The sequence below is a fragment of the Metabacillus sp. KJ11-3 genome, assembly GCF_055808295.1.
Genome location: NZ_CM147865.1, coordinates 1,585,860 through 1,604,143 on the forward strand (window position 1 = coordinate 1,585,860; position 18,284 = coordinate 1,604,143).

Below are 18,284 nucleotides of genomic sequence, written 5' to 3' on the forward strand. Positions count from 1 at the left end.
AAATGGACGTTTCAACATAAGGAGGCTAGCGTGATGCATTATCAGAAACGACTTGAAAGAATATTAGGTGAGTTACAAAATCCTTCAAGTGAACAGTTAAAAGAAGCATTGCTGGATGCTAATGTTCAGCTTAAAGAATTACTACCTGAACTGAAAACTTCAAAGGGGAAACCATATTTTCGGAAATTAATTTATCAAAATAAACATGTAGAACTACTGGTTATGAATTGGTCAGAATTGGAATGTGCTCCACATGATCATGGACGCTCTTTTGGATGGATTCAAGTTATTGACGGAACAGCCCAAAATACGGTGTATGAAGTAAAAGGTGATACACTCCCTAACGAACTTTTTACTGAATTTCAAAAACAAGGAAATGTTTTTTATGCACCTAAAAATGGTGTTCATAAAATGTCTGTTTCAGAAGAACACAAATTAGTGACACTACATCTTTATTCTCCGCCAATTACCGGGATGAAGGTCTATGATTTAAAAAATGCGCCGCCTGTATTGTTTCTGACGATTGTGGGGCGTGGTGGCCAGATGAAACAAGACAGAAGGTGAAAGAAATTAAACTGGCAAAAGCTGCAGAATGAAACGTTCTGCAGTTTTTTCTTCGTATAAGAAATTTTAAAATTCTTGAACTGTGGATAAGCGCTTCGACATACAGCTCCAGCGCCTAGCCCCGGAGCACAGGACGTGCAAGTGCAGCCATTGCGACAGGATGTCGCGTTATTGACTGCCTCTAGGGTCTAGCCACAAAGGAATTGAAGACAAAGAACGTCTTCTATTCCTTTGTGTCTTATTTGCCCGAGGTTGATCAAGGCGCTTGCGCTTTTGTTCTTACGAAAAACCTTAGATTATTTCAGAGAAATAATATATGATAAATATTTATAAGATAAACTGAAATAAGGAGTTATTATTTCCTATGAAACTTGTATCATGGAATGTAAATGGAATTAGAGCTTGTGTGAAAAAAGGGTTTTTAGATTACTTTCAAGAAGTTGATGCAGATATATTTTGTATTCAAGAAACAAAAATGCAAGAAGGGCAATTAGCTTTAGAGCTTGAAGGATATGATCAATATTGGAATTATGCGATCCGTAAAGGATACTCAGGCACAGCTGTTTTTACAAAGAAAAAACCTTTAAGTGTTTCTTATAGTGTCGGAGAAAACGTAGAAGAAGCTGAAGGAAGAATCATTACGTTAGAGTTTGAAGAGTTTTATCTAATTACTATGTATACCCCAAATTCCAAACGGGATCTTTCAAGACTTGAGGAAAGACTGGTTTGGGAGGATGATGTTCGGGAATATATTACGAAGCTAGATCGAGTAAAACCTGTTATCTTATGTGGTGATTTAAATGTTGCACATCAAGAAATTGATTTAAAAAATCCGAGAACAAATAAAGGGAATTCAGGATTTACAGATGAAGAAAGAGAAAAGATGTCCCTTCTATTAAAGGATGGTTTCGTTGATAGTTTTAGACATTTGTATCCTGATAAGACTGATGTCTATTCGTGGTGGTCATACATGAGTAAGGTTAGGGAAAGAAATATTGGTTGGAGAATTGACTATTTTATCATATCGGATAAGCTGAAGGACCGATTGATCGATTCACAAGTTCATTGTGACATACTAGGAAGTGACCATTGTCCTGTTTGCATAGAGATAAATCTGTAGAAACTGATGTAATTTGGATATACTATTGCCATAGAGAATGATGTAAATGGAGGAAGAGCATTGTTAAAGGAACGGATACAGAAATTAGTAGAACAAATAGATGTCGAAATATTTGAGGAAGAAAGAGAATATATCGAAAAAAACGGATTATTTCCTAACAATAAACAGATTTCGGATTTAAAGGTAAATGAGCCGTCGGCTAGATTTTCGGATGTGTATATTGAGAGAAGTATGAAGGAAACCGATGAACTGATCAGTACTGAGGCAGAGAGGTTTTTGGACAAGTCAGTAAACATTCTTAAAGAAAACATGGCTGAATTTCTATATATAGAATCAAAGTGGTTTGACGTGATCGGAATAGATGCTATTTCTTTGGAAGTAGATGATGTATTTGGAACCTATGAAGCAATGTTTGGCCTTAAACTTAAGAAAAATGAAGAAACAAAGATTAGAGAGTATGTTAAAGAAAAGGGATTAGGGGAAACACCCAAATATAATCTCATGTTTAATCAACAAGATGGGTTATGGGATATAAATCTTACCTTAAATGATATCGAAGGTTTTGATGAAAACATGTCAATTGGTGAAGTACTTCGATTTTTATATAAGTATCTATTTCAATTGAATGTGAAAATAGAAAAAAAGTAGATGTTATAAGGAAATGTTCTTGTATCTGAGCATTTCCTTTTCATTCTTATTGTTAATAAAGTCTAGTTTGTTATTTATTCACTTATATATGAACAGCAATAATCAACAACTGTTTTTGCTTTAACTCGGAACGATTCGTTTGCCGGCACATAAAAAATACCTTGTCCATCAATTGATTTCCAATCTTCACCAGCTACCTTATATTCTAACTGTCCAGATACAATATCCATTTCTTCTTTTACACTTGTTGAAAATTCATATTCACCAGGCTGCATGACACCTAGTGTTTTCTTCGTACCATCACTAAATAAAATTGTGCGACTAGAAACTTTTCCTTCAAAATAAAGATTTGCTTTCTTCTCTATCGTAATATTTTCAAATTTTGACATATACTACATCCTCTCACGATCTTTTAATCTAATTTATCACAAAATTTAGAATAGTGGAATAGAGTTTTGTAGTTATGGAGAATAGTAATGTACCAGTTTGCTTAAGAGATAGATATTAGGTAAAATGAACAGTATTGTTAATTAGGTGAAGAATTGAGCGGTTAGGAGAAGGTAAAGTTGGATAGTTTCAATATGCAATTTTTGTATTGTATTTTAATTATTTCTTTAGGTTATATCCTAAAAAGAGGTAATATTATTAAGGAGAAAGATGGGGAAGGCTTATCAAGAATTATATTCAATCTCACATTACCTTCAATTATTATTGTCACTTTTTCTGATATAACATTAGAATCATCACTATTTTTACTCATATTTATAGGTTTTCTTTATGGTGTCCTAATTGGATTTTTCGGTCTTTTTGTCTTTCGGAAAAAGCAAAGAAATATAAAGGGAATGCTCGGTATGATGGTACCTGGACTGAATATCGGACTTTTTGCGTATCCGCTCGTTGAAGCTATTTTTGGAAAAGAGGGGATTACCTATTTTGGTATGCTTGATGTAGGTAATGCCTTTATTGTTTTTGGTCTAAGTTATTTAATTGGCAGTTTTTACTCAAAAGAAGATGTAAAATTAGACTTTAAGACAGTCGTAACAAAGATGTCAAAGTCGATCCCGCTTATGACCTATATCATAGTGGTTACAATCAATTTAATAGGTTTACCTTTACCATCTGTCATTGTGGATGTTGCGGATATAATTTCTGGCGCCAATATGCCGTTATCATTATTGCTTTTAGGAATCTATTTGAATTTTTCCTTTGACAAAAGTTATGTAAAACTGATGCTGCAATATCTTGGACTGAGATATGGTGTTGGTTTGCTATTAGGTGTTCTGTGTTTCTTTGTTTTCCCTTTTGATGAAATGTTTAAATATACAGTATTGCTAGGCTTTTTATTGCCAACCTCTATGTCAGCATTACCATATTCAGTAGAATTTGAGTATAATCAAAAATTTGTTGGAACTTTGTCTAATTTGACGATTATTATTAGCTTAATTTTGCTTTGGTTATTAGCGAATCTTTTTATAGGATGATTTACCTTTAGGACTATATTTTGGTAAAATCTTTTAAGGAACTGTAAGAGAGAAAGAAGGAAAGGCTCCATGGAAACATTTTTACAACAGCATAGTGAGAAAATGCTGAACTTTATAGAAAAACTAGTCAATATTGATAGTGGGTCATACGATAAAAAAGGGGTAGATCAAATAGGGGAGATTTTAAGAAATTGCTATGAAAAATTGGGGTTTCATGTCAAGGTCATTCCTCAAAAAGAGTATGGAAATCATTTAGTGATTGAACATAAAGAGTCGATGAATCCAAGTATCGTTATTCTTGCCCATATGGATACCGTCTTTCCAAAAGGAACAGTACTGGAAAGAGCGTTTAGAATTGAGGGGAAGCGTGCATATGGACCTGGTGTTATAGATATGAAATCAAGCCATGCTGCGGTTTTATTTGCGATAAAAGCTTTAATTAATGAGAGAGATGAAGCGTACAAGCATATAAAAATTATCCTTAACAGTGAAGAAGAAATTGGCTCACCTACCTCGAAATCTCTTATCGAAAATGAAGCAAAAAAAACAAAATATGCCCTTGTGATGGAACCCGCCCGCAAGGATGGTTCTTTAGTCTCGGCACGAAGAGGAAAAGGAAATTACACGCTTATTGTAGAGGGGAAAGCAGCACATTCCGGTATTGAACCGGAGAAGGGTAGAAGTGCCATTGAAGAATTAGCTCATAAAATTATTCAATTGTACGAGCTTTCTGACCATAAAAATGGAATTAGTGTTAATGTTGGTCTTATTGAAGGTGGTTCAAGTGCCAATACAGTTTCAGACCATGCAGAAGCACAGATCGATGTAAGGATGAAAGAAATCGACCAAGTAGAATTAATTGAAGAAAAGCTTGAGGAAATTTGTTCAACGACAGAAGTAGCAGGTACAAAGATTGTTCTTGAAGGGGAAATGAATCGTCCTCCAATGGAGAAAAACAAAAAAACACGGGCTTTGCTAAGATTAATACAAGCTGTTGGAGATGAAATTGGTATCGAAATAGAAGATACAGCAACAGGCGGCGGCTCTGATGCCTCCTTTACATCTTCCCTGGGAATTGCCACAATTGATGGTTTGGGTCCGATAGGTGGAAACGCGCATAGTGACAAAGAATATTTAGAAATTCCAAGTCTTGTGGAAAGAACCCATTTACTGGCAACGATCATAAAACGATTGGTTGAAAAACAAAATATGTAGGAGAGACAAACTATAAATGGTTTGTCTTTTTACTTTTTATACCAGAAATAGTGTGAGATATTAAATGGAAAGTTCTGTTGTTAATAAAAACTTATAGATATTTCATGTTTACTTGATTGAAAAGAATAATGCATAATAATAGACAATATAATTGATTGATAGAGTAATACACGTTTATAATGTAAGCGGTATCACGAAAAAAGAATAAGGAGGAGTTATTTATGATAAATATAGCGATGTTAAGTAAATGGCATGTTCATGCAGTAGATTATGCAAGAGAAGCAAGAGAAAATAAATATATAAATATAAAAGTAGTTTGGGATGAAAAGCCTGAAAGAGGTGAACAATGGGCAGACGAATTAGGAGTTGCTTTTGAACCTGATTTAAATAGAGTGCTAAAGGATGAGACTATAGACGCAGTTATTGTTGATACACCGACAAACCTACATAAAGAAGTGATTATTCTTGCGGCTCAACATAAAAAACATATTTTTTCTGAAAAAGTATTAGCTCTTAGTGTAGATGATTGCCGTGATATTTTTGCCGCAGTAAAGGAACATGAAGTTAAGTTAATGCTTTCATTGCCTAGACTTACAACAAATTATTATTTATATGCACAACAGGTAATAGACCAGGGGTTATTAGGTCAATTAACTTCAATTAGATGTCGATGTGCACATAATGGAGCAGTTCCATTTGATGACCATCCTCATGGCTGGTTACCTGAACATTTCTTTAATAAAGAACAATGCGGTGGTGGAGCATTGATCGATTTGGGAGCCCATCCTATTTACTTAACAAATAGATTAGCGGGAGAAGCAAAAGCAGTGACAGCAAGATTGCAAAAGACACTAGGACATGAGGTTGATGACAATGCTGTTGTTCTAGTTGAATATATATCAGGTGCATTAGGAATAATTGAAACGAGTTTCGTTTCATATGGTTCACCATTCAAACTTGAATTGTATGGGACGGAAGGGTGCTTATTGATAGAAGAATCTAAAGCCTATATTAATTGTAAGAAGTTAGGTGAAAAACAAGTCAGTATAGAAAATATGCCCGCATCATTGCCAATGCCGTTAGAACAATGGGTGGAATATATTCTTTTTGACAAATCACCTTCCATTACTTTAGAGGATATGGAAAGCTTAACATTAATAAACCAGCTCTCAGCATTATCAAATCAAAATTACACTAAGATTGAAGTAGAATAGTTGAGAATGTAGCCTAAACATTTTTTGGGGATGTTTAGGCTTTTTATTTTTGAAATGAAAAAGCGTTAAAAGAACTATTCCTAATCAAGTCTCCTGAAATATACATAGGACTTATTTATTGTTTTATTACTCACAAGATGATATATTGGATATAACAACTATACTAAAAGGTGAATAACATATGAAGACTCCACTTTATGAGCAAATTTATGATTATATTATTGATCAAGTAAATAAGGGTTTTTTAAACCATGGTGATCGGGTTCCATCTGAAAAAGAGCTTTCAGATAAATTTAACGTTAGTCGAATTACCTCTAAAAAAGCGTTAGATTTACTGGCACAAAATCTGATCATAGAAAGAATAAGAGGTAAAGGTTCATTTGTTTCTAAGCAATATAACGAGAAAGATCGTGAATCAAAAAACTCAACCGTGACAAATGGAAGTGAAAAAAGGTATACATTTGCTCTCATTATACCGGGCTTTTCTGATAACTTTGGTACAACTTTAGTAAAAGCGATTGAAAAGGCATGTGCACAAAAGAATACAAATCTAATTATTAGGCAAACACATGGAAATATAGAAGAGGAAGAAAAGGCAATCAAACAATTAGTAAATGACTCAGTTGACGGTCTCATTATTTTTCCTGTGCATGGTGAAAACTACAATGTTGAGTTGCTTAAGTTAAGTTTAAAAAACTTTCCTCTTGTTTTGGTAGATCGCTATCTAAGAGGAATTCCTGCAAGCTCTGTTTGTACAGATAATCGACTAGCCGGTGAGCAGCTCACAAATTATTTATTTACATTAGGTCACCAAAACATAGGCTTTATTTCATCCTCACCTGTAGGAACTTCTGCGATTGAAGAAAGAGTGCAAGGATTTCAACTGGCTTATTCAAAACAGGGGATTCAATTGAAACAAGAATTTATGTTGTTAACTTTACTGAATAGCCTTGAACAAACACAAGTAGAACAAAGTTTATTCGAAACAAACTATGAGATTATAAAAAAGTTTGTTCAATCTAATCCAACAATCTCAGCATTTGTAGCATGTGAGTATGACTGGGCTTTATTGATATCAAAAGTATTACAGGATTTAGGCCATAAAATACCTGAAGATTATTCAATTGTATGTTTTGATTCACCAACACATCCGTATAAACGCCCGGATTACACTCATATCAAACAGAATGAAGTAGATATAGCAAATAAAGCAGTTGATATATTATCTAAACATATCTTAAAGGGAGAAAAAGAACCTAAACATACTGTTATTGATTTCACATTTCTAGAAGGGAATTCAACTAAAACCCCAGTAAACACATACGATAGATAGTAATAAGGAGCTGCCTGAACCTGGGACAGCTCCTTTTTGAAATTTTAAAATCTTTAAAAATCATATTGACATAACAATATTAAATTGTTAATCTAACAACATACCATTAATAATAAGTTGCTTAGTTGTTATATCATATGAAGTTATTTTTTGAACTTTAATGTAAGCGCTGTTATTTAGTGGTGGTACATACAGCTTTGTTTTGCAACACAGAAATATGAAGGGGAAGGGAGGACCGATGTTTTTCTATTGATTAAGCATTTTCATCACAATTTTGAGGGGGATTGGAATGAAAAAGAAAAGAAAAGTTGGATTTTTAACATTGATCTTATTGATGACTTTTTCACTTATTATCACAGGATGTTCATCAAACTCTAGTTCATCTAATGGTAAAGAAAACGACGGAAAAACAACGGTTACGTTCTGGCACTCCATGACAGATGTTACAGGTGAGGCTGTTGACGAAGTTATAAAAGCTTTTGAAGAAAAACACCCGGATATAAAAATTAATGCAGTTTATACTGCGAATCAAGGGGAAGGACAGAACGAAAAATTACTAACAGCTGTGTCTGGAGGAAATCCGCCAGATGTTGCTTATTTTGATAGATTTGAAATTGGTTCTTGGGCTGCTCAAGGATCATTAGAGGACTTGACTGAACTTGCTGAAGGAAGCGGAGTAACGAAGGATATGTATTATCCATTTGCATGGGAAGAAGCAAGCTATCAAGGAAAATTGTATGGCTTACCTACTTCAACCGACTCTCGTTTAGTCTATTTTAATGTTGATCATTTTGAAGAAGTAGGCTTAGATCCAAATAACCCGCCTAAAACGATTGCAGAACTTGAGGCGGCAGCAGAAAAGTTAACCATTAAAGAGGGAAGTAGATTCCAACGAATCGGATTTATCCCTTGGTTTGGCCAAGGCTGGTTATATGGATGGGGCTGGGCATTTGGTGGAGAGTTTTTCAATCCTGAAACAAATACAGCAACAGCAAATGATCCAAAAGTAGTGGAAGCATTACAATGGATGACAGATTACGCTCAAAAATATGATGTAGAAGATATTGCAGGCTTTACAGATTCGCAGGGGACAGGTGCAATGGATCCATTCCTAACAGGGCAACTTAGTATGAAAGTTAGTGGACCTTGGGAGGTTTCCGCGATCAAAAAGTTTAAGCCGGACTTGAACTATGGCGTATTTCCAATGCCAACACCAACTGGTGAGAATCATACGACATGGTCTGGCGGCTGGTCGGTAGTCATTCCAAAAGGAGCGAAAAATAAAGAAGCAGCATGGGAATTCCTCAAGTTCTTTAGTGGTGAAGAAGGCCAAAAAATATTCAGCGGTATTTCAAGAGACTTTTCTGTTATTGATTCAGTCAATGAAGAACTTGGATATAAAGAAGACCCTATCTTAAAGGAATTTGTAGACATTTTACCTGTTTCACATCATCGACCTGTTATGACGCAAGGGTCATTGTATTGGAATGAATTAGCAAGTGCAGTGGAGAACGCAACAAGAGGAAATGGTACTCCTGAAGAGCTGTTAACAAAAGTCACTGACAAGGTTAACAAAGAGCTCAATAAATAAGAAGCGGGGGAGATGTTTTTCTCCCTTGCCTTTAAAATGACAGGAGGTAATTGCAGGTGAAAAGTAATCCGATAAATGAAAGAACAACTCAACATGTCCAAGTTCGTACAAAGCGTAAAAATTTGCTAACAAATTTTTCAGAATATAAATATGGAATATTATTTGCTTTGCCATGGATCATAGGACTTATTATCTTTTATGCAATTCCGTTATTTTCTTCGATCTACTTTAGCTTTACAACATATAGTATTCTTCAACCCGGTGAGTTTATTGGACTTCAAAATTATAAAGATTTATTTCATGATCCTTTGTTCTGGAAATCAGTATACAATACAATCTACTTTACTGTCTTTTTTGTCCCATTAAGTATTATCTTTGGTGTTGCATTAGCGATGATGTTGAATATGAAAGTAAAGGGTATGGCCGTTTACAGAACAATCTTTTTCTTACCAACACTTGTTCCACACGTAGCACTTGCTGTTTTATGGATGTGGCTCCTAAATCCGGGATTCGGACTTGTAAATGGATTATTAAATACGATTGGAATTGAAGGGCCGGCATGGCTTGGAAGTGAAACATGGTCAAAACCTTCCCTCATACTCATGTCTTTATGGGGAATTGGTCAGGCGGTGGTAATTTATCTAGCCGGATTAGGTGATATACCTGATGATTACTATGATGCGGCAGATGTAGATGGGGCAAATTGGTTTCAGAAAACCTTTCATATTACACTACCTTTATTAACACCTGTAATCTTTTTCAACTTGGTTATGGGAATTATTGGCGCGTTCCAGCAATTTACCTTACCTTACACGTTAACTCAAGGACAAGGGACACCGGCGAATTCATTAACTTTCTATGTCATGTATTTATATGACAATGGATTTAAATTCTTTAAGATGGGCTACGCATCAGCCATGGCTTGGATTTTGTTTATCATTATCATGGCTTTAACAGCTGTTGTATTTATTACATCTAAGCGCTGGGTTCATTATCAAGGAAAATAGGGGGGAAGAATATGGATGGAACAACAAAAAAAACTGTTTCCAAAAGTCTGGCACATATAATCTTAATTGTCGCATCTTTCTTTTTTTAATTCCGTTTATTTGGATGGTATCAACCTCATTAAAGCCGTTGGACCAAGTGTTTACGTTTCCGCCTGAGTGGATTCCAAAACCTTTTCAATGGAGTAATTATATTGATGCAATGAACTATATTCCGTTCTTCACCTATTTGAAAAACACGGTCATCATTACATTATTCAGTACTCTTGGTGCTGTATTATCTTGTCCGCTTGTTGCCTATAGCTTCGCAAAACTAAAGTGGCCAGGCAGAAATCTTCTTTTTATTATCACAATTGGTGTCATGATGATACCAGGACAGGTTACAATGATCCCTCTTTTCTTATTATTCGAGAAATTAGGATTAGTTGGAACACCTTATCCTTTAATCATACCTGCATTTTTTGGCATTCCGTTTTATATCTTTCTTTTAAGACAATTCTTTATGGGCTTGCCTGATAGTTTAAGAGAAGCGGCGAAAATTGATGGAGCGGGGGAATTTAGAATCTATTGGCAAATTATGCTGCCGCTAGCAAAACCTGCTGTTTTAGCAGTTGGCTTATTTCAATTTATGGCCAGTTGGACAGATTTTATCGGTCCATTACTCTATTTAACTGATTCGATTCAGTACACGTTATCACTCGGACTTCAGCAATTCCAAAGTCAAAAAGGTTCTGAGTGGGGATTAATGATGGCAGTTTCAACCATGATGACCGTTCCTGTCATTATATTATTCTTCTTTTTACAGAAGACATTTATTAAAGGCATTACATTCAGTGGTATTAAATAAAATAATAGAGACTTTAGTTGGAGGCGATGAAAATGAACAGACAAATCGGAATGAGGATCCCACCAAAACTTGGAGCAGATGGTATTGAATCATTAGCAAAATGGGCATCAAGCGTAGGGATCGATGTGATAGATGTGCCATATTTCAATGAAGAGGTTAAAACTGCTCTAGAAACAAACGGATTAGAAGTAGGTTCAATTGATGGTCTTGGAGCGGTAGGGCAAACAAAGCTATTAAGCTCTGATGAAAAGGTGCGCTTGCAAGCAGTTGAGTCAATTAATGCACAATTTAGCGAGATTGCAAGCTTAGGTGGCCGTGTTATCTTTATGTGCCTAGTTCCAGAAGATATCACGATGAACAGAAAGGAAGCGTTCTCAATTTGGAAAGAATCATTTCCAACCATTGTCAAACAAGCTGAGAAAGAAAATCTTTATATTGCTCTTGAAGGATGGCCTGGACCTGCCCCATATTATCCAACATTAGGCACAACACCTGAAATGTTAAGAGCTATGTTTAATGAAATTCCGTCCAAGCATTTCGGGCTAAACTATGATCCTTCACACCTGGTAAGGCTTGGTATTGATCACTTGCGAGTATTAACTGAGTTCGGAGATCGAGTGAATTATTGTCATGGGAAAGACACAGAAATCCTTCATGATGATCTCTACGAACATGGCATTTTACCAGCAACATTTGGGTCAAAGTATGATTTTTCTGAAGGTTCATGGCGTTACACAATACCGGGCCAAGGAGAGGTTGATTGGGGGAAGGTTGCTGTTCGTTTGGATAAAATTGGTTACCAAGGACCAGTAAGTATTGAGTTGGAAGACCATCGATATTGGGGATCGCTCGAAGCAGAACGTCAAGGAATTATAAAAGCAAAAGAACATCTATCTATCTATTTTAAATAAAATATGAGGAGGAATTTTACTATGTCAAAAACAGTTAGAGTAGCGATTATCGGTTGTGGTGGAATTGCAAATGGAAAGCATATGCCAAGTTTGAAAAAAGTAGAGGCTGTTGAGCTTGTTGCTTTTTGTGATGTGATTGTTGAACGAGCTGAAAAAGCAGCACAAGAATATGGAATAAAGGATGCAAAAGTGTATGAAAATTATCAAGAGTTGCTTGAAGATGGAACGATTGAAGTCGTTCACGTGTTAACACCTAATGATTCACATGCAGAAATTTCGATCGCGGCTTTAGATGCTGGAAAGCATGTCATGTGTGAAAAGCCGATGGCAAAAACATCCCAAGAGGCACGTGCGATGCTGGAAGCGGCAAAACGTTCAGGTAAGAAACTTACAATCGGGTATAATAACAGATTCCGTCCTGATAGCCAGCACCTACATAAACTATGTGAACGTGGAGATCTTGGAGAAGTTTATTACGCTAAGGCACATGCCATTCGCCGTCGCGCTGTTCCTACATGGGGAGTATTCCTCGATGAAGAAAAGCAAGGAGGAGGTCCATTAATTGACATTGGTACACATGCACTTGATTTAACATTATGGATGATGAATAACTACAAGCCGAAGTCTGTTATGGGCTCATCATTCCATAAGCTAAGTCAAAAAAGAAATGCAGCAAATGCTTGGGGACCTTGGGATCCTGAAAAATTCACAGTTGAAGATTCTGCTTTTGGTTTTATCACAATGGAAAACGGAGCTACGATCGTATTAGAGGCTAGCTGGGCGCTAAATTCCTTAGATGTGGATGAAGCTAAATGTTCATTAAGTGGTACTGAAGGTGGAGCAGATATGAAGGATGGGTTAAGGATTAATGGAGAAAACTTCGGGAAGCTATATACAACAAATGTTGATCTAGGACCTGGTGGAGTAGCATTTTACGATGGCAGCGTGGAATCTGATGCAGATTTAGAAGCACGGATGTGGATTGATAATATCCTTCATGATACAGAACCGGTTGTAAAGCCGGAAGAGGCATATGTTGTCACACAAATTTTAGAAGCAATCTATGAATCTGCTAAAACGGGTAAAGCGGTATATTTTGATGAAAAAGCAGCTCTTTTGTCAAACTCATAAGAAAGGGGAAATCTTATGAAACAAATCAAACTCGGTTTTATCGGTACTGGTGGCATCGCACATTTGCATGCAAAACAAATGCTCGCTGAAAAAAATGTGAAAATTGAAGCAATAGCCGATCCAAGTGGACATAATAGAAAACACTTTCTCACAACATTCAATCTATCAGAGGTGGAACAGTTTGCTAATCATCAAGAAATGTTAGAGAACATTGCATTGGATGCTGTAATCATTTGCTCTCCACACACTCTTCATAAGCAGCATGTTGTTGATTCATTGGAACATCAATGTCATGTGTTAGTAGAAAAACCAATGGCATGTTCTGTTGAAGAGTCAACTCATTTGATTGAATTGGCAAAAGAGAAAGGAAGAATACTGCAAGTATCTTATCAAAGGCATTTTGAACCTTCATTCTTGTATATACGAAATGCTATCTCAGAAGGTGTCATCGGGAAGCTTACCTCTGTTTCTGCCAACCTTTATCAAGAGTGGGGTCATCTTTCAAAAAATACGTGGAGACAGAATCCTGATCTATCCGGTGGAGGGATGTTGATGGATTCTGGTAGTCATATTATAGATGTACTTTTATGGACAACTGGGTTAAAACCGCTGGAGATAAAGGCAACAATAGAAACACATGGAAGTCCGGTTGAATTGGATTCGGTTACAACAATAAGATTTGAAAATAATGTTATTGCAGGGCTCACCATTATTGGAAATGCTCCTTGTTGGCATGAAACCTATGTTTATTGCGGAGAGCAGGGAGCGATCTTTTTTGATAATGGGAAATTAACGATTCGAAAACTAGGAGAAGAGCCGATAGTACCTGTACTTCCGGAACAAACAACAAATTCCGATCAAAGCTTTATTCGTTCTATACTAGGAGAACATGAGGTAATGGTGCCTGGGGACTTCGCGAAGGAAGTTGTAAGATTGACAGAAAAAATCTATCAATCTTCTGGCTATCAACCTCATTCAGCTCAGAAAGAGGGATCTTTATGACACAAGTAATCGAAATTGGCATCATTGGAAGCGGAGGAATCGCTGCAGCACATGCACGAGCTTATAAGAAAATGCCGGATGTGAAGATCGTTGCTGTAGCCGATGTGATTCCAGGTAAAGCAAAGGAATTTATTCAAAATCTCGAGCTTAAAGATGCAAAAGCATTTGATGATCATCGGGAACTTTTACAATTAGATCTAGATGGAGTCAGCATTTGCACTCCAAATGTTGCCCATCATCATACAACAGTTGATTCTTTATCAGCTGGAAAACATGTCTTAGTAGAAAAACCAATGGCTGTTACATTACAACAGGCAATCGAGATGGTAGAGGCGTCTAAAAAAGCTGATCGTATGTTATCGGTTGGATTTCAACCTAGATATGACCCTAACATGCAAGCGGTAAAAGAGCTTGTTCAATCAGGACAACTAGGAAATGTTTATTATGTTCAAGCTGGTGGAGGGCGCCGCCGCGGTATGCCTGGTGGAACGTTTATAAATAAAGAGCTTGCAGGCGCAGGGGCAATGGCAGACATAGGATGTTATTCGTTGGATTTAGCGTTAAATACACTTGGTTATCCAAGGCCTCTTACCGTTTCTGCTTACACGTCAAATCATTTTGGAACAAATCCTCTTTATCATCAAGAGGCAGATCGGTTTGATGTAGAAGATTTTGGTACCGCCTTTATTCGATTAGAAGGTGGGATTGTCCTGAATTTTAAAATTTCCTGGGCCATGCATATGGATTCTCTTGGACCAACACTATTTTTAGGAACAGATGCCGGGTTAAAATTAACACCAGCCGGAAGTGGACCATGGAGCGGGGTTTGGGACGGTGGAATTGGTGAAATTAGCATGTTTCATGATATAAAAGGTCACCACGTTGAAACAGAGATTCCAGTTAAACAACATCAGCTTGACATTTTTTATGAAAAAGTCCGGGATTTTGTTGTGAGCATAAAAGAAAGCAGGTCTGCTCCAATACCTGGTGAACAGATTGTCATTAATCAGGCAATTATTGATGGAATTTTACGATCTTCAGATGAAGGTAGAGAGGTTTCAATCGAAATTCCAAATTTCAATTAGATGGACCAAAGAGAGAAAGAGAGATCTTTCTCTCTTTCCTATTGCAGTGCGTTTTGTTGAAGTCTTTGTGTCGAAAAATGTCTAATCGAAAATATATTTCGGAAATCGAAAATAAATCTTTATAATCGTTGATAAAATGGTAAAATCGAAGATAAATCTAAATAATCGAAGATAAAATGACCGTACCATTAAAAAGGGAGATGAACCATTATTAATTCTCAAGATGACACGTTATCGACCAAGAAGATTCTCATGTTTTTTGTACCTTTAGGATTGTCAGCGAGTTTAGTTACGTTTTCCCATATGATTATTAACGGAACATTAACGAGAGGAAATAACGCAGAAATTATGATCGCAAGTTATGTCGTAGCGATGAGCTTGTTTGGCATTACCGAACGCTTGGGAGTATTGCTGCGAAATGCCTGCTCTGCATTAGTGCGCGATAAAGTCTCTTTTCATGCTATGTCGACTGTAAGCGCTTATGTTGTAGTGGGATTAATGTTGGCTGCTGCTTCCATTGCTTTTACTCCAATAGGAAAGTGGATATTCTCAACATTTTTTGGAGCAGATCAAAGCATGATATCGGAAATAATTAGTGTGTACCAAGTTCTCATCTTTGTCACGTTTTTTTCTGCAATAAGGTGCTTATTTCAAGGTGTTATTATTTTGAATAGACAAACAAAATGGTTAACGATTGGGATGATCATCCGTTTGATTGTTATGTATCTTTTGTCTTTATATTTTATAAAAACAGGGAATATCAATGCCCGAACAGGGGCGATTATCTTTTTATCAGGAATGATGGTCGAGAGTTTAATCAGTTTTCTGGAAGGCAGAGTACTTGTGAAAAAGATGGTCGATAAAGACCCAACACATTCGATCAGAACAAAGAAACAGATATTTCAATTTTATCATCCTCTTATTCTTTCTTCGTTAATTATTGTCATGGTTGGACCGGTGATCAATTCCTTTTTAGGGAAAACGAATGAAATTGAATTAGCCATTGCGTCTTATGCGATTGCTCTTAGCATTACCCAATTATTTTTAAGTTTCTTTACATATACACATCAAATCGTTTTGACGTTTCACAAAGACCATCCTCAAAAGGTGCAGCAATTTACGTTTATGATTGGATTTATTCCGACATTAATATTAGCTGTTTTTTGTATGTCACCAATCGGGCCATTTTTTATTGAACATGTTTTAGGAGCAAATGATCGCCTTGTTACATCAAGTCTTGACTGTCTTTATGTCTTTATGCTGATGACACTGGCTTTTCCGTTTATTGATTATTGTAATGGCTTACTAATGGTAAAAAAACAGACTAAAATAATGGTTTACTCACAATCTACAAATCTTATTTTTACATTCCTTGTCCTTCTTATTTTTTCAACCGTTTTTCCGCACTGGAATGGAAGGATCGGTGCTATAGCTCAATCTGTTGGAATGCTTTCTGAACTTGGTATATTAGCCTTTATTTTGTTCAGCAGAGGAAAGAAAAATCAGCTTCGTCACACGGAAAAGAATTTTGTGAATGGATAAATCAATACTGATCAAGACAAATATTTGCCTTTGGAACGCCATAAGCCCTTTGTAATAAAGAGCTTACGGCGTTCTATTTTTTCTGTACACTTATACTTGTTCAATTGTAAAAATTAAAAATATGATTTTCGTCTAAAATTTATGGTGAGAGAAACGAATTCTCAGTTGTTGGGTTAATCATCCAAATAAAACCCAATAATTGAGTATATACTTATAATTTCAGTTGAATTATTTATAAAAAACACATTTAGTTTATCTTCATTAGCAAGGATTGCCAAGAGGACTTCCTTTACGTTTGTTTGATACAGTTTCTCTAGTTGAGAAGTAATCCACTCTTCAACTTTTTGAAGTTCCATTAATTCATTAGTCAGGATGGTGCCTTCTTTTCTTCAATGACCGTTATGGAGCAATAAACCAATATTTTATAAAAAATTAGTTAACATAATTTAATTATTGATACCTATTGAGAATAGTGAAGTGCGTATTTCTGTAAAAAATTTTAAAAAAGGGATAGACTATAAATGATTGGAGGGAGAATATGGATCGTTTAGATGAGTATATTCAACAAGGAATTCACGGACCACGAGAAATAAATCCCGATGAGCGAAGAAAGTTTTTAGGGACGTTGCGTGAAAGAGTTGTCGTCGTTCTTACGAAAACACAAGTCAGAGAGCCTGGAACATATAAAGAAGTGGAAGACCTAATGCAAAAAAACAAGCAGGCCACACTTTTTCTCAATGGAAATATGAACTACTCCTATCTTTCCGACTATATTAAATTAGCCAATAAAGTTGGAAACAAATTTTCACTTTCAACAAATAAAGAACATGATAGTGACTTGGGGCTTGTATTAGCATATGATCATGCCGTAAACATTGAGGATATATACATATCAAAACAGGAGAAAACAGAACAAAAAGAAGAACATAACGATAATAGTGTTATTCGGTTTTTTAAAAAATTATTTTAGGAAAGTTATCAAAAAACCACGTTTGTCCCAGATCATTTCGTCAGATCCATCCGTAATATATGGAAACAACCTATGGATGGAGTTGGAAAAAGTTGGCGAAAAGATATCGAGGTAAAACATTAAAGTCATTGCCATCAAAAGGGAGAGGAACATGTCCCATATGCGGAAAAACAAGAATTAAGCTCGTATACCCGCATCGATCAGAAACAAATGATCTAATAAAGGTTTGTAAATTTTGCAGGAATAAATAAAGAAAACTCGCCACTTGGCGAGTTTTCTTTATTATTTCTACAAATCCATTTATCTAAATAATCAAAATACTATATTTCGATTATAACGAGCATTTCCCCGAATAAGATAGTAATAAGCAATAAATGTTTAGTTTTAAGTAAGTGAGGGGGAAAATCATGGGCTATATACAAGCAAATATGGCAGGAAGTATATGGAAGATTCTTGTGAATATTGATGATAATGTGGAGGCTGGTCAAGAAGTTGTCATCCTGGAATCAATGAAGATGGAGATTCCAATTACAGCAGATACAAAAGGTTGTGTCAAAAAGATTCTATTCAATGAAGGAGATTTTGTGAATGAAGGAGACAATTTAATCGAAATCAACTAGAAGGAG

The 18,284-nt window shown here is 35.9% G+C and carries 18 protein-coding genes; 17 read left to right on the forward strand and 1 reads right to left on the reverse strand.

Annotated elements, in window-relative coordinates:
• The first annotated feature begins 33 nt into the window (after positions 1-33).
• The 3 genes from AC0L8O_RS08365 (at position 34) to AC0L8O_RS08375 (ending at position 2,332) form a co-directional block, all read left to right on the forward strand.
• Positions 34-564 carry a cysteine dioxygenase gene (locus AC0L8O_RS08365; RefSeq protein WP_473447294.1) on the forward strand — a complete coding sequence of 177 codons (531 nt, stop codon included), beginning with the start codon at positions 34-36 and terminating at the stop codon, positions 562-564.
• Positions 565-928: 364 nt separating this feature from the next.
• Positions 929-1,684, forward strand: a complete 756-nt coding sequence (locus tag AC0L8O_RS08370) for an exodeoxyribonuclease III (RefSeq protein ID WP_473447296.1) — start codon at positions 929-931, stop codon at positions 1,682-1,684.
• Between the two features lie 60 nt (positions 1,685-1,744).
• A complete protein-coding gene (locus tag AC0L8O_RS08375; RefSeq protein WP_473447298.1) occupies positions 1,745-2,332 on the forward strand; it encodes a branched-chain amino acid aminotransferase in 588 nt (195 codons plus the stop codon).
• Positions 2,333-2,406: 74 nt separating this feature from the next.
• Here AC0L8O_RS08375 and ppnP read toward each other — a convergent pair whose 3' ends face one another.
• The gene (ppnP, locus tag AC0L8O_RS08380) at positions 2,407-2,721 is read right to left on the reverse strand and encodes a pyrimidine/purine nucleoside phosphorylase (RefSeq protein ID WP_473447300.1); all 315 of its coding nucleotides are present in this window, start codon (positions 2,719-2,721) and stop codon (positions 2,407-2,409) included.
• A 177-nt stretch (positions 2,722-2,898) separates the two neighbouring features.
• On the opposite strand from ppnP, the gene AC0L8O_RS08385 reads away from it, so the two are divergent.
• The 14 genes from AC0L8O_RS08385 (at position 2,899) to AC0L8O_RS08450 (ending at position 18,278) form a co-directional block, all read left to right on the forward strand.
• Entirely contained in the window at positions 2,899-3,813 is a 915-nt protein-coding gene (locus AC0L8O_RS08385) for an AEC family transporter (RefSeq protein WP_473447302.1), read from the forward strand.
• A 69-nt stretch (positions 3,814-3,882) separates the two neighbouring features.
• The gene (locus AC0L8O_RS08390; RefSeq protein ID WP_473447304.1) at positions 3,883-5,028 is read left to right on the forward strand and encodes a M20 family metallopeptidase; all 1,146 of its coding nucleotides are present in this window, start codon (positions 3,883-3,885) and stop codon (positions 5,026-5,028) included.
• 221 nt (positions 5,029-5,249) lie between these two features.
• Complete coding sequence (locus AC0L8O_RS08395; RefSeq protein ID WP_473447306.1) at positions 5,250-6,242, forward strand: Gfo/Idh/MocA family protein; 993 nt, start codon at positions 5,250-5,252, stop codon at positions 6,240-6,242.
• 181 nt (positions 6,243-6,423) lie between these two features.
• Positions 6,424-7,575 (forward strand): GntR family transcriptional regulator, encoded by a 1,152-nt coding sequence (locus tag AC0L8O_RS08400; protein ID WP_051475504.1) that lies wholly within the window; start codon positions 6,424-6,426, stop codon positions 7,573-7,575.
• Between the two features lie 289 nt (positions 7,576-7,864).
• Positions 7,865-9,166 carry an ABC transporter substrate-binding protein gene (locus AC0L8O_RS08405; RefSeq protein ID WP_473447308.1) on the forward strand — a complete coding sequence of 434 codons (1,302 nt, stop codon included), beginning with the start codon at positions 7,865-7,867 and terminating at the stop codon, positions 9,164-9,166.
• Between the two features lie 56 nt (positions 9,167-9,222).
• Positions 9,223-10,173, forward strand: a complete 951-nt coding sequence (locus AC0L8O_RS08410; protein WP_353579790.1) for a carbohydrate ABC transporter permease — start codon at positions 9,223-9,225, stop codon at positions 10,171-10,173.
• Positions 10,174-10,309: 136 nt separating this feature from the next.
• Complete coding sequence (locus tag AC0L8O_RS08415) at positions 10,310-11,017, forward strand: carbohydrate ABC transporter permease (protein ID WP_473447310.1); 708 nt, start codon at positions 10,310-10,312, stop codon at positions 11,015-11,017.
• Between the two features lie 32 nt (positions 11,018-11,049).
• Positions 11,050-11,928: a sugar phosphate isomerase/epimerase family protein gene (locus AC0L8O_RS08420; RefSeq protein ID WP_473447312.1), complete on the forward strand. Its 879-nt coding sequence runs from the start codon at positions 11,050-11,052 to the stop codon at positions 11,926-11,928.
• Positions 11,929-11,949: 21 nt separating this feature from the next.
• On the forward strand, positions 11,950-13,059 hold the full coding sequence (locus AC0L8O_RS08425) for a Gfo/Idh/MocA family protein (protein ID WP_473447314.1): 1,110 nt from the start codon (positions 11,950-11,952) through the stop codon (positions 13,057-13,059).
• Positions 13,060-13,074: 15 nt separating this feature from the next.
• Positions 13,075-14,061, forward strand: coding sequence for a Gfo/Idh/MocA family protein (locus AC0L8O_RS08430; protein ID WP_473447316.1), 987 nt, complete (start codon positions 13,075-13,077; stop codon positions 14,059-14,061).
• Positions 14,058-15,146 carry a Gfo/Idh/MocA family protein gene (locus AC0L8O_RS08435; protein ID WP_473447318.1) on the forward strand — a complete coding sequence of 363 codons (1,089 nt, stop codon included), beginning with the start codon at positions 14,058-14,060 and terminating at the stop codon, positions 15,144-15,146. The genes AC0L8O_RS08430 and AC0L8O_RS08435 overlap by 4 nt, the downstream gene beginning before the upstream one ends.
• A 252-nt stretch (positions 15,147-15,398) precedes the next feature.
• Positions 15,399-16,688, forward strand: a complete 1,290-nt coding sequence (locus AC0L8O_RS08440) for a multi antimicrobial extrusion protein MatE (protein ID WP_473447320.1) — start codon at positions 15,399-15,401, stop codon at positions 16,686-16,688.
• 538 nt (positions 16,689-17,226) lie between these two features.
• The gene (locus tag AC0L8O_RS08445) at positions 17,227-17,658 is read left to right on the forward strand and encodes a YueI family protein (protein ID WP_473447322.1); all 432 of its coding nucleotides are present in this window, start codon (positions 17,227-17,229) and stop codon (positions 17,656-17,658) included.
• Positions 17,659-18,065: 407 nt separating this feature from the next.
• Positions 18,066-18,278 (forward strand): acetyl-CoA carboxylase biotin carboxyl carrier protein subunit, encoded by a 213-nt coding sequence (locus AC0L8O_RS08450; RefSeq protein ID WP_473447324.1) that lies wholly within the window; start codon positions 18,066-18,068, stop codon positions 18,276-18,278.
• Positions 18,279-18,284: the final 6 nt, after the last annotated feature.

Bases quoted from the DNA above. Each gene is read 5' to 3' on its own strand.
- AC0L8O_RS08365 (WP_473447294.1), top strand. From the start codon at position 34: ATGCATTATCAGAAACGACTTGAAAGAATATTAGGTGAGTTACAAAAT.
- AC0L8O_RS08370 (WP_473447296.1), top strand. From the start codon at position 929: ATGAAACTTGTATCATGGAATGTAAATGGAATTAGAGCTTGTGTGAAA.
- ppnP (WP_473447300.1), bottom strand. From the start codon at position 2,721: ATGTCAAAATTTGAAAATATTACGATAGAGAAGAAAGCAAATCTTTAT.
- AC0L8O_RS08390 (WP_473447304.1), top strand. From the start codon at position 3,883: ATGGAAACATTTTTACAACAGCATAGTGAGAAAATGCTGAACTTTATA.
- AC0L8O_RS08395 (WP_473447306.1), top strand. From the start codon at position 5,250: ATGATAAATATAGCGATGTTAAGTAAATGGCATGTTCATGCAGTAGAT.
- AC0L8O_RS08400 (WP_051475504.1), top strand. From the start codon at position 6,424: ATGAAGACTCCACTTTATGAGCAAATTTATGATTATATTATTGATCAA.
- AC0L8O_RS08405 (WP_473447308.1), top strand. From the start codon at position 7,865: ATGAAAAAGAAAAGAAAAGTTGGATTTTTAACATTGATCTTATTGATG.
- AC0L8O_RS08420 (WP_473447312.1), top strand. From the start codon at position 11,050: ATGAACAGACAAATCGGAATGAGGATCCCACCAAAACTTGGAGCAGAT.
- AC0L8O_RS08425 (WP_473447314.1), top strand. From the start codon at position 11,950: ATGTCAAAAACAGTTAGAGTAGCGATTATCGGTTGTGGTGGAATTGCA.
- AC0L8O_RS08430 (WP_473447316.1), top strand. From the start codon at position 13,075: ATGAAACAAATCAAACTCGGTTTTATCGGTACTGGTGGCATCGCACAT.
- AC0L8O_RS08435 (WP_473447318.1), top strand. From the start codon at position 14,058: ATGACACAAGTAATCGAAATTGGCATCATTGGAAGCGGAGGAATCGCT.
- AC0L8O_RS08440 (WP_473447320.1), top strand. From the start codon at position 15,399: ATGTTTTTTGTACCTTTAGGATTGTCAGCGAGTTTAGTTACGTTTTCC.
- AC0L8O_RS08445 (WP_473447322.1), top strand. From the start codon at position 17,227: ATGGATCGTTTAGATGAGTATATTCAACAAGGAATTCACGGACCACGA.
- AC0L8O_RS08450 (WP_473447324.1), top strand. From the start codon at position 18,066: ATGGGCTATATACAAGCAAATATGGCAGGAAGTATATGGAAGATTCTT.